The following is an 11,749-nucleotide window of genomic DNA, read 5'->3' on the forward strand; positions in this document are numbered from 1 at the left end:
GGGAATGTTCGGTAACGGTGTGACCCCCGCCGCGACGCAAGACCGGGGTTTCGGCCAGGATGTCAGGAACGCATAAGCATTCGGAGGGGGAACCCCTTAATGAGTTACAACCAGCCGGGCCCGTACGGCGGACAGCCTCAGCAGCCCGGACCGTACGGTCAGCCGGGTCCTTACGGTCAGCAGCCGCAGGCGCCCCAGCCCGGCTACGGCTACCCCCAGCAGCCCCCGCAGGGCGTCCCTCAGCAGGGCTACGGCTACCCGCAGCAGCCGACCCCGCCGTACGGCCAGCCCCCTCAGCAGCCCCCGTACGGCGGCGCCCCCGGCGCCTACCCGCCGCCCCCGCCGCCGGCCTCGGGCGGCGGCAAGAAGGCGGGCCTCATCATCGGCGCGGTGGCCGTGGTGGCGGCGATCGCGGTGGGCGCGTACTTCGTCTTCGGCGGCGGTGGCGCCGGCAACAGCGCGGTGGGCGACGACACCAAGGGGTACAAGGTGACCCCGGCCGAGTCGATCGACGACTACAAGAAGAACGGCGCCGACAAGTCGATCCCCCTGGACGACAAGATGAAGGCGAACGCCACCGCCATGGGTATCACGAACCCGCAGATGGTCTCGGCGGAGTACAAGGCCGCCGGCGACGCCGCCAATCCGATGTCGGGCCGCAGCATGAGCCTCAACGGGACATGGGGCGAGATCGCCGACCCCGAGAAGGCCATCGACACCGGCTTCGCCAACTACACGAAGAACAAGCAGGACTCCGAGGAGGGCTTCAAGCTGGAGCCCGTCGGCACCCCGGAGGAGAAGACCCCGTCGGGCTTCTCCGGCGCCCTGATGAAGTGCCAGTTCATCAAGTTCGGGAACCCCGCCGAGGACGGCACGGCCAAGAACGGCCCCAAGGAGTTCACGATTCCGACCTGCATCTGGGCCGACTACAGCACCTACGGCGTGGTCAACATGATCGACTTCACCGCGGCGATGGGCGGCCAGGGCGGCACCCTCGACCAGGCCGCCGAACTGGCCGCCAAGCACTACAAGGCGTCCCGCTCCAAGGTCTGACCCGCCCCGGCGGTACGCAGACGAAAGGGGCGCCCGGCCAAGGTGATTGGCCGGGCGCCCCTTTGCGCGCGTCTGTGACGTTACGCCGACTTCTCGTGGCGCCCCTGGTCCTTCACGACCCGCGGCACCAGCGTCGGGTTGACGTTGTTGTGGACGACGTCCGCCGTGATGACGACGCGGGCCACGTCCTTGCGGGACGGGACCTCGTACATCACCGACATCAGGACCTCTTCCATGATGGCGCGCAGGCCGCGGGCGCCCGTGCCGCGGAGGATGGCCTGGTCCGCGATGGCCTCGAGGGCCGGGCGGTCGAAGTCCAGCTCCACGCCGTCGAGTTCGAACAGGCGCTGGTACTGCTTGACCAGCGCGTTGCGCGGCTCGACCAGGATCTTGAGGAGGGCCTCGCGGTCCAGGTTGTGGACCGAGGTGATGACGGGCAGCCGGCCGATGAACTCGGGGATCATGCCGAACTTGACCAGGTCCTCGGGCATGACCTCCTGGAACTGGTCGCTGGCCTCGATCTCCCGCTTGGAGCGGATCGTCGCGCCGAAGCCGATGCCCTTGGCGCCCGCCCGCGATTCAATGATCTTCTCCAGGCCGGCGAAGGCACCGCCCACGATGAACAGGACGTTCGTCGTGTCGATCTGGATGAACTCCTGGTGCGGGTGCTTGCGTCCGCCCTGCGGCGGCACCGAGGCCGTGGTGCCTTCCAGGATTTTGAGCAGGGCCTGCTGGACGCCCTCGCCCGACACATCGCGTGTGATGGACGGGTTCTCGCTCTTGCGGGCGACCTTGTCGATCTCGTCGATGTAGATGATGCCCGTCTCGGCCTTCTTGACGTCGTAGTCGGCGGCCTGGATGAGCTTCAGCAGGATGTTTTCGACGTCCTCGCCGACATACCCCGCCTCCGTGAGCGCCGTCGCGTCGGCGATGGCGAACGGGACGTTGAGCATGCGGGCCAGGGTCTGGGCCAGGAGCGTCTTGCCGGAACCCGTGGGGCCCAGCAACAGGATGTTGGACTTGGCGAGTTCGATCGCGTCGTCCCGGCCCTGCGCGCCGCCGTTCTCGCCGGCCTGCACGCGCTTGTAGTGGTTGTACACCGCGACGGAGAGGGCCTTCTTCGCGGGCTCCTGCCCGACGACGTACCCCTCCAGGAACTCGTAGATCTCGCGCGGCTTGGGGAGTTCCTCCCACCGCACCTCGGAGGTCTCGGCGAGCTCCTCCTCGATGATCTCGTTGCAGAGGTCGATGCACTCGTCGCAGATGTACACACCGGGGCCTGCGATGAGCTTCTTCACCTGCTTCTGGCTCTTTCCGCAGAACGAGCACTTGAGCAGGTCGCCGCCATCACCGATGCGTGCCACGAGGTGCTTCCCCTTCGCCTGGGAGCGGCTTGGTTCAGCCTGCTCCTGGTGCCTCATATCCGACGGTACCTTGCCGGGGCCCCTGTTCGGGCCCCCCTTGGCGCGGTTCGCCGGAGGTGAACCGCGCCACGGGAAGGCGGAGCGTCAGGCAGCCGCCGCGGCGGTGCTCTTACGGGTCGACACGATCTGGTCGACCAGGCCGTACGCCAGGGCGTCCTCGGCGGTCAGGATCTTGTCGCGCTCGATGTCGTCGCGGATCTTCTCGATCGGCTGGGTGGAGTGCTTGGCCAGCATCTCCTCCAGCTGCGTCCGCATGCGCATGATCTCGTTGGCCGCGATCTCCAGGTCGGAGAGCTGCTCACGGCCGGTGCCACCGGACGGCTGGTGGATCAGCACGCGCGCGTTGGGCAGGGCCATCCGCTTGCCGGGCGTGCCGGCGGCGAGCAGCACGGCCGCGGCGGACGCCGCCTGGCCCATGCACACCGTCTGGATGTCCGGCTTCACGAACTGCATCGTGTCGTAGATGGCGGTCAGCGCGGTGAAGGAACCACCGGGGCTGTTGATGTAGATGGAGATGTCGCGGTCCGGGTCCATCGACTCCAGGCACAGCAGCTGCGCCATGACGTCGTTGGCGGAGGCGTCGTCGATCTGCACGCCGAGGAAGATCACGCGCTCCTCGAAGAGCTTGGCGTACGGGTCGTACTCACGCACGCCCTGGGAGGTGCGCTCGACGAAGCGGGGGACGACGTACCGGTTGTCCACCTGCGGGCCGGTGTAAAGGCCGCTCGCGGAGAAGTTGCTCATGTGGGTGTTCACCATCCTGGTGGCGTTCGGCGGGCTGGGAGGCAGGGCGTGGGGCGTGACCGGCTCAGGCGCCGGTGCCGCCACCGCCCGGAACGCCCGAAGCGGCGGAGATGATCTCGTCGATGAGGCCGTAGTCCTTGGCCTCCTCCGCGGTGAACCAGCGGTCGCGGTCGCCGTCGCGGATGATCTTCTCCACGGTCTGGCCGGAGTGCCGCGCGGTGATCTCGGCCATGCGGTTCTTCGTGCGGAGAAGGTACTCGGCCTGGATCTTGATGTCCGAGGCGGTACCGCCGATGCCGGCGGAGCCCTGGTGCATCAGGATGTCGGTGTTCGGCAGGGCGAAGCGCTTGCCGGGGGTGCCACCGGTCAGCAGGAACTGGCCCATGGAGGCCGCCATGCCCATACCGATGGTGACGACGTCGTTCGGGATGTACTGCATGGTGTCGTAGACCGCCATGCCGGCCGACACCGAGCCACCCGGGCTGTTGATGTAGAGGTAGATGTCCTTGTCCGGGTCTGCGGCAAGGAGCAGCATCTGCGCGGTGATCTTGTTGGCGATGTCGTCGTCGACCTGCTGGCCGAGGAAGATGATCCGCTCGCCGAGCAGCCGGTTGTAGACATGGTCGCCGAGGCCACCACCGATGGACGGCTCACCCGCGGCGTAAGGCATCAGATTCGTCACGTATCCACCTGCTCGTCTCTGACGGCTGCGGCCGTCTCAGCGTCTTTGGTACTCGAGGCGGGGACTCCCCTGCCCTCATATTCATGGACCCTAACGCGCTGGTGGGCGGGCGCCATCCCGCTTCCCGAACTGTTCGCTGGGAGCGCAAGGTACGCGGGCCCCGCGCGGGGGCCCCTACGGCGACGGGCCCGACCGCACACGAGGTGCGGACCGGGCCCGTCGGACCGTTCAGCGGGGGCGTGCCGGGGCTCAGGCCTCGGGCTTGTCCTCGGACGCCTCGGTGGCGGCCTCGGCCGTCTCGGCGGCGTCAGCGGCCTCGGCGCTCTCGTCCTCGTCGTCGTCCAGCTCGACCGGCTCGCCGTTGGTGTCGACGACCTTGACGGCCTCGACGACGACCGCGAGCGCCTTGCCGCGGGCGACCTCGCCGACGAGCATCGGCACCTGGCCGCCCTCGACGACGGCCTTGGCGAACTGGTCCGGGCTCATGCCGGAGGAGGCGGCACGCCGCATGAGGTGCTCGGTGAGCTCCTCCTGGTTGACGTTGAGCTTCTCCTTGTTGACCAGCTCGTCGAGGATGAACTGGGTCTTGATGCCCTTGACCGCCTGCTCCTTGGTCTCGGCCTCGAACTCCTCGACCGTCTTGCCCTGGAGCTCCAGGTACTTCTCGAGGCTCAGGCCCATCTGACCGAGCTGGTGGTGCTCCAGGTTGTGCTTGCGGGTGTTGACCTCGTCCTCGAGGAGCTTCTCGGGGATCGGCACCTCGGCCAGCTTCAGCAGCTCGTCGAGGACGCGCTCCTGGGCCTGGGTGGCCTGGTCGTACTGCTTCATGTTCTCGAGGCGCTTGCGGCTGTCGGCCTTCAGCTCCTCAAGGGTGTCGAACTCGGACGCCATCTGCGCGAAGTCGTCGTCGAGCTCGGGGAGCTCACGGGCGGCGACCTGGGTCACCTTGACGGAAACCTCGGCCTCCTTGCCCTCGGCGGAGCCGCCCTTGAGGGTGGAGGTGAAGGTGGCCTCGCCGCCGGCCTCCAGGCCGGTGACGGCCTCGTCGATGCCGTCGAGGAGCTCGCCGGAGCCGATCGTGTACTGCACACCGCTCGCGACGCCGTCCGGGAGGACCTCGCCGTCGACCTTGGCCTCCAGGTCGATCGTCACGACGTCGCCCTCGGCGGCGGCGCGCTCGACCGGCGTGGTGGAGGCGAAGCGCTCACGCAGCTGCTCCACGGACTTCTCGACGTCCTCGTCGGTGACCTCGACGGCGTCGACGGTCACCTCGATGCCGGAGTAGTCCGGGATCTCGATGGCCGGGCGGATGTCGACCTCGGCGGTGAAGGCCAGCAGCTCGCCGTCCTTCAGCTCCGTGATGTCGACCTCGGGCTGGCCCAGCGGGTTGACCTCCGCCTCGTTGACCGCCTCGGTGTAGAACTTCGGGAGGGCGTCGTTGACGGCCTCCTCCAGCACCGCACCACGGCCGAACCGCTGGTCGATCACACGAGCCGGGATCTTGCCCTTGCGGAAGCCCTTGACCGTGACCTGCTGGTTGATCTTCTTGTACGCCGCGTCGAGGCTGGCCTTGAGCTCCTCGAAGGGCACCTCGACAGTGAGCCGAACCCGAGTCGGGTTCAGGGTCTCCACGGCGCTCTTCACGGTTCGGTCTCCTTGGTGGCTGATTCTTGGTTTCTGCCGGGGCGCTCGGTCGGGCGGCCCGGCTGATCGGCCCGGTCAGAGAGACACACGGGCACGCAGCTTGCATAGTAGCCGCAAGCGGGATGAGGCCCACAATGTGATCTTGGTTGCGCGGACGCCCGGGTGGACGGGAGCGCGGAATGGTCGGGGTGGCGGGATTTGAACCCACGGCCTTCCGCTCCCAAAGCGGACGCGCTACCAAGCTGCGCCACACCCCGTCGGTGCGACACGTAGGGTACATGCCCGCGGGCGGTCCGTCCCCACATAAGGAGCGTGCGGCGACGGGCCGGGACCCGCTACGATGCTCTACGTGCCGCGGCCTCCAGGGCCCGCGGTGCGCCGCATGCGGGCGTAGCTCAATGGTAGAGCCCTAGTCTTCCAAACTAGCTACGCGGGTTCGATTCCCGTCGCCCGCTCCATGGCCTCCGGCCCGGCTCGGTGAGTGATCACCGGTCCGGGCCGCAGGCGTTTCCGGCCCGGAGCGGCGCCCCCGGCCCGGGAGCACTTCCGGCCCCGGGAGTGATTCCGGCCCGGGAGGTTCCCGGCGGGGCGGCCGGTTCCCGGGCGCCGGCTGCTAGAAGCTGATCCTGTTGATCGTGTCGGCTATCGAGTCCAGGGTGCGCTGGATCGTCGGGGCCATGCCCGTGGAGGCGAGGAAGAAGCCGAAGAGCGCGGCGACGATCGCGGGGCCCGCTTTGATCGAACCACTGCGGATCATCACCACCAGGATGATCGCCAACAGCAGCACCACGGACAGTGAAATGGCCACACTGATCACAACCCTCGGTCGGTCGGTCCGCCTTGCCGTCCCGGGGGTACGCGGCCCAGCACTCCCCCGTCCGGCTCATCGTGCCACCAACCTTCCCCCGATCGCCGCCTCGTGACGCATCGTCGGCGTATCGATCTGCGCGCGGTGCGCGCGCCCCGGGCCCGGAGCGTGCGCCCCGCGGGGGTGCCCGGAATAGCGTATTGCTCATCCCACGTGATCGTTTCGCTATGCACACAGCATGGCCACAGGAAATTCGCAGCATGCTCGCACGGTAATTCCGTGTCGCAAATCAGGTATAGATATGCCCCATTTAAGGGGCATGAATGGGGGCATATCGCACGGTTGACGGGAGTGTCAGGAGCGGTTTTACGCATTCGACAGCGCGCCGCTAGGGTGCCTCAGATGTTCCACGCTCCGCATGGAAATCAAAGGGCCCCGCTTCCCCCCGTCAGGGAGTCCGGAGCCCCCGCGACGAACCGGACGGCAGGGACGGAGGAGAGACCCGCGCGGCCGGCCGGGGCCGGTGGCGGGCGGGAGGCGTACTTCGACAACGCCAAGTACCTGGCGATCGTGCTCGTCGCCGTGGCGCACGCCTGGGAGCCGGTCATGGAGGGCAGCCGGGCGGCCCGGGCGCTCTACATGTTCGTGTACGCGTTCCACATGCCGGCCTTCATCCTGATCTCCGGCTACTTCTCCCGGAGCTTCACCGGACGGCCGCACCAGATACAGCGGCTGGTGACCGGCATCGTCGTGCCGTACGTCGTCTTCGAGGTGGCGTACACGCTCTTCCGGCGGTGGGCGGCCGACGAACCCACGCTGCCCGTCAGCCTCACCAACCCCTTCTATCTGACCTGGTTCCTGATCGCCCTGTTCGTCTGGCGGCTGACCACGCCGCTGTGGAACAGCCTGCGCCATCCGCTGCCGGTCGCGCTGGTGATCGCCTGTCTCGGCTCGCTCACCCCGGGCATCTCCGACGACCTCGACCTCCAGCGCATCTTCCAGTTCCTGCCCTTCTTCGTCCTGGGCCTGTGCCTGAGGCCGGAACACTTCCGGTGGGTGCGGCGGCGGGCGGTGCGCCTGGCGGCGCTGCCGCTGGTCGCGGGCGCCCTGGTGTTCGCGTACTGGGTGGCGCCGAGGCTCCGCATGAGCTGGTTCTACCGCTCGACCAGCGCCCCCGAACTGGGTTCGCCCTGGTGGGCGGGGCCCTTGATGACGCTGTCCCTGTTCGCCTGCGCGCTGCTGCTGACGGCCGCGTTCCTCGCCTGGGTGCCGGTGCGCCGGACCTGGTTCACCGTGCTCGGGGCGGGCACCATCTGCGGGTACCTGCTGCACGGCTTCCTGGTGAAGTCCCTCGACTACTGGCGCGTCGTACGGCTCCACCCGTGGCTGACCGAGCCGGGCGGCCTGGTCCTCACCACCCTGACGGCCGCCACCGCGGTGACCCTGCTGTGCACGCCACCGGTGCGGCGGGCCCTGCGGTGCGTGACCGAGCCGCGGATGGACTGGGCCTTCAGGAAGCAGTGAGGCCGAGCAGGGCCCGTACCTTCGCGTACTTCGCGGTCAGCCGGGCCCGGGTCGCCTCGTCCAGGACGGCGAGGCGGTCCGGGTCCGCGTTGTGCGCGAGGTCGGCCTCCTTGACGAGGCGGGCGCCCGGCACCGCCAGGACGCGGGCGGTGTAGGCGGCCAGGTCCTCACCCGGCCGCTTGGTGAGCGCCAGGACCATGTCCTTGACCTCCCGCGGCAGCGCGGCCCCCGCGAGCCACTCCGGGGACAGCGCGTCGTCCTCCACCGCGTCGTGCAGCCACGCGGCGGCGATCTGCGCGTCGCTGCCGCCGCGGGCCCGTACGCCCTCCGCCACCGCCCGCAGGTGCTCGGTGTACGGGCGGCCCGCCTTGTCGGTCTGCCCGGCGTGGGCCTCGCGGGCGACGGCCTCCACCTCGGTGAGGGTCAGGTACGGCATGGGAGCCCCTTATGCGTCGCGGGTGATCAGCAGCAGTGCCCGGTCGTCGTTGACGTCCTTCGCGCACGCCTCGATCAGGTGCCACGCCGAGCCCTCGAAGCCGGACGTGACATAGCGGTCCGCCTCGCCCGTCAGGCGGTCGATGCCTTCCGCGATGTCGCGGTCGGCCGCCTCCACCAGCCCGTCCGTGAACAGCATCAGGACGTCACCGGGGCGCAGGGAGCCCTTGACCGGGTGGAACTCGGCGCCGTCGTACACGCCCAGCAGCGGGCCCTCCCCGGCCTTCTCCTCCCAGCGCCCGCTGCCCGCGTGGAGCTGGAGCGCCGGCAGGTGGCCCGCCGACAGCAGCTCGTAATCGCCGGAGTCCAGGTCCAGCACCAGGTGGATGGAGGTCGCGAAGCCCTCCTGCCAGTCCTGGCGCAGCAGGTAGCCGTTGGCGGCCGGGAGGAATCCGTGCGGCGGGAGGGAGCCGAGCAGGCCGCCGAAGGCACCGGACAGCAGCAGGGCGCGGGAGCCCGCGTCCATGCCTTTGCCGGACACGTCGGTGAGGACGACCTCCAGGGTCCGTCCGCCGCCCGTGCGGGCCGCGACCACGAAGTCGCCGGAGAAGGACTGGCCGCCGGCCGGGCGCAGCGCCATCTCGTGGTGCCAGCCCTTGGGCAGCGGGGGCAGGGCACTCTGCACCCTGATGCGTTCGCGCAGGTCGAAGAGCATCGTGCCGCCGCGCCGCCAGGGCACGCCGACCCGCGCCCGGAACTGCGCGATGAGCAGCCCGAACAGTCCGCACGCGGCCACGACCAGGACCGTGCCCGGGGTGACCCGGGCCGCGCCCTGCGTGTACGGCCCCAGGATCATCGACTCGACGATCAGAGCGACGGCGGACGCCGCGTACAGCCCGAGCAGGCTCGCGGGGCGCAGCAGCAGCCCGCCCGCCACGATCGGCAGGACGAGCGCCTCGGGCGCGCACCACACGGGTGCCGCGATCGTGCACAGGGTGAGGGCGGGGATGGTGAGCAGCAGACCGATCAGGGCGATCCAGTCGGAGCCGTCGCCGCGGAAGTAGTCGACGCCGGATTTGCGCAGGGCGATGCGGGCCCGGCGCATCGACTTCCGCATCCGGGCCGGGTACGCGTCCACTCCTGCGCCACGGGCCATTGGCCTGGACCCTATCCATCCGGCCCACCCGCGTGCAGGGGGACCCCTATGACAATGCGTTCGAAATGGGTCGCCCCGGATGGGCCGCGCCTGATACGCATGGCATATGACGATCGACTTACGAGTACTGCGTCCGACCGAATGGGACCGCTGGTACGGGCAGTTGGAGCTCGCGTTCGGGGGTATCGCCGAGGAGCCCCAGGAGCGTGACCTGTGGAACGCCCTCACCGAGCACGAGCGGTCCGTCGGAGTGTGGGACGACGGGACGTGCGTGGGTACGGCCGGGGCGTTCACGTTCCGGCTGTCCGTGCCGGGTGGTGCGCTGGTGCCCGCCGCGGGCGTGACGATGGTGAGCGTGGCGGCCACCCACCGCCGGCGGGGCGTCCTCACCTCGATGATGCGGCGCCAGCTCGACGACGTACGCGCGTGGGGCGAGCCGGTGGCGGTGCTGACGGCGTCGGAGCCGGCGATCTACGGCCGGTTCGGGTACGGCATCGCGACGCGGCAGCTGCGCGCGGAGATCGACACGGATCGGGTCCGCCTGTCCGTGCCACCCGGGACGGATGACGTACGGCTACGGCTTTCCTCACCCGCGGCGGCGAGCGAGGCGCGCGAGGCGGTGTACGCGCGGCTCGTGCCCGAACGGCCGGGGATGCTCGCCCGTATGCCCGGCTGGGAGCGGCTGCCGGTGCTGGACCCGCCCGGCTCGCGGGACGGCGCGTCACCCCTGCAGTGCGTGCTGGCGGAGCGGGACGGCGAGGTCACGGGGTACGCGCTGTACAGCACCAGGCCGCAGTGGGAGACGGCCGTGCCGCACGGCACGGTGCGGCTGAGGGATCTGGGGGCCGTGGACCCGGCGTCGTACGCGGCGCTGTGGCGGTTCCTCTTCGGCATCGACCTGATGTCGACGATCCAGGTGGGCAACCGTCCGGTGGACGACGCCTGGCAGCACCTGGTCTCCGACATCCGGCGCTGCCGGACGCGGGTGCAGGACGGGCTGCACGTACGGCTGGTGGACCTCGGGGCGGCGCTGGAGGCCCGTACGTACCAGGCCCCGGTGGACGTGGTCCTGGACGTGGACGACGCCTTCTGCCCCTGGAACGCGGGGCGTTGGCGGCTGACCGGCGACCGGAAGGGCGCCCTGTGCGCCCGTACGGACGACGCGGCCGACCTCGCCCTGTCGGTACGGGACGTGGGCGCCGCGTATCTGGGCGGCGTCCCGCTGACGTCCCTGGCCGCCGCGGGGCGCGTACGGGAACTGCGGCAGGGTGCCCTCGCGGAGGCGTCCGTCGCCTTCGGCTCCCCGGTGGCGCCCTGGCTGCCTCACGGCTTCTGACAGCCGGGACACCAGAAGAGGTTGCGGGCGGCGAGCTCGGCGGTGCGGATCTCGCCGCCGCAGATGTGGCAGGGCTGGTGGGCCCTGCGGTACACGTACACCTCGCCGCCGTGGTCGTCGACGCGCGGCGGGCGGCCCATCGCCTCGGGGGTGTGCTCGGGGCGGACGGTGTCGATGCGGTTGTCGCGCACGCCCTCGCGCATGAGCGCGACGAGGTCGGCCCAGAGGGCGGTCCACTGCGCCTCGGTGAGGTCCTTCCCCGCGCGGTACGGGTCGATGCCGTGCCGGAAGAGCACCTCGGCGCGGTAGACGTTGCCGACGCCCGCGATGACCTTCTGGTCCATGAGCAGCGCGGCGATGGTGGTGCGGCTCTTCGCGATGCGCCGCCACGCCTTGCCGGGGTCGTCGCCGTCCCGCAGCGGGTCCGGCCCGAGCCGCTCGTGTATCGCCCGCTTCTCCGGCTCGGTGATCAGCGCGCAGGCGGTGGGGCCGCGGAGGTCGGCGTAGTGCTCGGCGGTGAGCAGGCGCAGCCGTACGGTCTCGGTGGGCGGCGGCGCGGGGGCCGTACCGAAGCCCAGCTTGCCGAAGAGGCCGAGGTGGATGTGGACCCAGCCGGTGTCCTCGAACCCGAGGAACAGGTGCTTGCCGTGGGCGTCGACGGCGCCGAGGACGCGGCCGTCGAGGAGGGCGGCGCTGTCGGAGAACTTGCCCTGGGGGCTGGTGACGCGGACGGCGCGTCCACCGAATCGGGTGAGGTGGTCCTCGGCGAGGCGGTGGATCGTATGCCCTTCGGGCATGGATGCTCCTCTCTGCGGGCGGGGGGGCCTTCCCCCCCCCCCCCCCCCCCCGGGCGCCCCCGGGGGGGGCCCCCCCCCCCCCGCCCGCGGGGGGGGGGGTGTGTTTGGGATGAGAGTACCGCATATTAACATAACAAATTAGTTCA

Annotated in this window: 11 protein-coding genes and 2 tRNA genes; 4 read left to right on the forward strand and 9 right to left on the reverse strand. The window is 69.9% G+C overall.

The window, feature by feature from the left end:
- The first annotated feature begins 99 nt into the window (after positions 1–99).
- On the forward strand, positions 100–1,053 hold the full coding sequence (locus ABZZ38_RS28495) for a hypothetical protein (RefSeq protein ID WP_356745091.1): 954 nt from the start codon (positions 100–102) through the stop codon (positions 1,051–1,053).
- 80 nt (positions 1,054–1,133) lie between these two features.
- Here ABZZ38_RS28495 and clpX read toward each other — a convergent pair whose 3' ends face one another.
- The 5 genes from clpX to ABZZ38_RS28520 all read right to left on the reverse strand — a co-directional run bounded on the left by clpX (position 1,134) and on the right by ABZZ38_RS28520 (position 5,804).
- Entirely contained in the window at positions 1,134–2,417 is a 1,284-nt protein-coding gene (clpX, locus tag ABZZ38_RS28500; RefSeq protein WP_355360976.1) for an ATP-dependent Clp protease ATP-binding subunit ClpX, read from the reverse strand.
- A gap of 144 nt (positions 2,418–2,561) precedes the next feature.
- A complete protein-coding gene (locus ABZZ38_RS28505; protein ID WP_356745093.1) occupies positions 2,562–3,236 on the reverse strand; it encodes an ATP-dependent Clp protease proteolytic subunit in 675 nt (224 codons plus the stop codon).
- Between the two features lie 49 nt (positions 3,237–3,285).
- Positions 3,286–3,891 carry an ATP-dependent Clp protease proteolytic subunit gene (locus ABZZ38_RS28510; protein ID WP_356745109.1) on the reverse strand — a complete coding sequence of 202 codons (606 nt, stop codon included), beginning with the start codon at positions 3,889–3,891 and terminating at the stop codon, positions 3,286–3,288.
- Positions 3,892–4,152: 261 nt separating this feature from the next.
- Positions 4,153–5,547, reverse strand: a complete 1,395-nt coding sequence (gene tig, locus ABZZ38_RS28515; RefSeq protein ID WP_356745095.1) for a trigger factor — start codon at positions 5,545–5,547, stop codon at positions 4,153–4,155.
- Positions 5,548–5,727: 180 nt separating this feature from the next.
- Positions 5,728–5,804: transfer RNA gene (locus ABZZ38_RS28520), tRNA-Pro, on the reverse strand.
- Between the two features lie 127 nt (positions 5,805–5,931).
- On the opposite strand from ABZZ38_RS28520, the gene ABZZ38_RS28525 reads away from it, so the two are divergent.
- A tRNA-Gly gene (locus ABZZ38_RS28525) sits at positions 5,932–6,005 on the forward strand.
- 155 nt (positions 6,006–6,160) lie between these two features.
- Here the strand turns inward: ABZZ38_RS28525 and ABZZ38_RS28530 are convergent.
- Positions 6,161–6,355, reverse strand: a complete 195-nt coding sequence (locus tag ABZZ38_RS28530) for a hypothetical protein (RefSeq protein ID WP_356745097.1) — start codon at positions 6,353–6,355, stop codon at positions 6,161–6,163.
- Between the two features lie 402 nt (positions 6,356–6,757).
- On the opposite strand from ABZZ38_RS28530, the gene ABZZ38_RS28535 reads away from it, so the two are divergent.
- Positions 6,758–7,879, forward strand: coding sequence for an acyltransferase family protein (locus ABZZ38_RS28535; RefSeq protein WP_356745099.1), 1,122 nt, complete (start codon positions 6,758–6,760; stop codon positions 7,877–7,879).
- Here ABZZ38_RS28535 and ABZZ38_RS28540 read toward each other — a convergent pair.
- A complete protein-coding gene (locus ABZZ38_RS28540) occupies positions 7,866–8,315 on the reverse strand; it encodes an HD domain-containing protein (protein WP_356745101.1) in 450 nt (149 codons plus the stop codon). The two genes, ABZZ38_RS28535 and ABZZ38_RS28540, sit on opposite strands and share 14 nt — an antisense overlap.
- Positions 8,316–8,324: 9 nt before the next feature.
- Positions 8,325–9,470 (reverse strand): PP2C family protein-serine/threonine phosphatase, encoded by a 1,146-nt coding sequence (locus ABZZ38_RS28545; protein ID WP_356745103.1) that lies wholly within the window; start codon positions 9,468–9,470, stop codon positions 8,325–8,327.
- Between the two features lie 106 nt (positions 9,471–9,576).
- Between ABZZ38_RS28545 and ABZZ38_RS28550 the strand changes: the two genes are divergently transcribed.
- Positions 9,577–10,806 (forward strand): GNAT family N-acetyltransferase, encoded by a 1,230-nt coding sequence (locus ABZZ38_RS28550; RefSeq protein ID WP_356745105.1) that lies wholly within the window; start codon positions 9,577–9,579, stop codon positions 10,804–10,806.
- Here the strand turns inward: ABZZ38_RS28550 and ABZZ38_RS28555 are convergent.
- Positions 10,794–11,603, reverse strand: coding sequence for a DNA-formamidopyrimidine glycosylase family protein (locus tag ABZZ38_RS28555; protein WP_356745107.1), 810 nt, complete (start codon positions 11,601–11,603; stop codon positions 10,794–10,796). The two genes, ABZZ38_RS28550 and ABZZ38_RS28555, sit on opposite strands and share 13 nt — an antisense overlap.
- Between the last annotated feature and the right edge of the window lie 146 nt (positions 11,604–11,749).

This window comes from Streptomyces sp. NPDC006368 (assembly GCF_040612535.1).
Taxonomy (GTDB): domain Bacteria; phylum Actinomycetota; class Actinomycetes; order Streptomycetales; family Streptomycetaceae; genus Streptomyces.

Excerpts from the sequence above, each read along its gene's own strand:
- ABZZ38_RS28540 (WP_356745101.1), bottom strand. The coding sequence starts at position 8,315 with ATGCCGTACCTGACCCTCACCGAGGTGGAGGCCGTCGCCCGCGAGGCC.
- ABZZ38_RS28510 (WP_356745109.1), bottom strand. The coding sequence starts at position 3,891 with ATGCCTTACGCCGCGGGTGAGCCGTCCATCGGTGGTGGCCTCGGCGAC.
- ABZZ38_RS28495 (WP_356745091.1), top strand. The coding sequence starts at position 100 with ATGAGTTACAACCAGCCGGGCCCGTACGGCGGACAGCCTCAGCAGCCC.
- ABZZ38_RS28545 (WP_356745103.1), bottom strand. The coding sequence starts at position 9,470 with ATGGCCCGTGGCGCAGGAGTGGACGCGTACCCGGCCCGGATGCGGAAG.
- ABZZ38_RS28555 (WP_356745107.1), bottom strand. The coding sequence starts at position 11,603 with ATGCCCGAAGGGCATACGATCCACCGCCTCGCCGAGGACCACCTCACC.
- ABZZ38_RS28550 (WP_356745105.1), top strand. The coding sequence starts at position 9,577 with ATGACGATCGACTTACGAGTACTGCGTCCGACCGAATGGGACCGCTGG.
- ABZZ38_RS28535 (WP_356745099.1), top strand. The coding sequence starts at position 6,758 with ATGTTCCACGCTCCGCATGGAAATCAAAGGGCCCCGCTTCCCCCCGTC.
- ABZZ38_RS28505 (WP_356745093.1), bottom strand. The coding sequence starts at position 3,236 with ATGGTGAACACCCACATGAGCAACTTCTCCGCGAGCGGCCTTTACACC.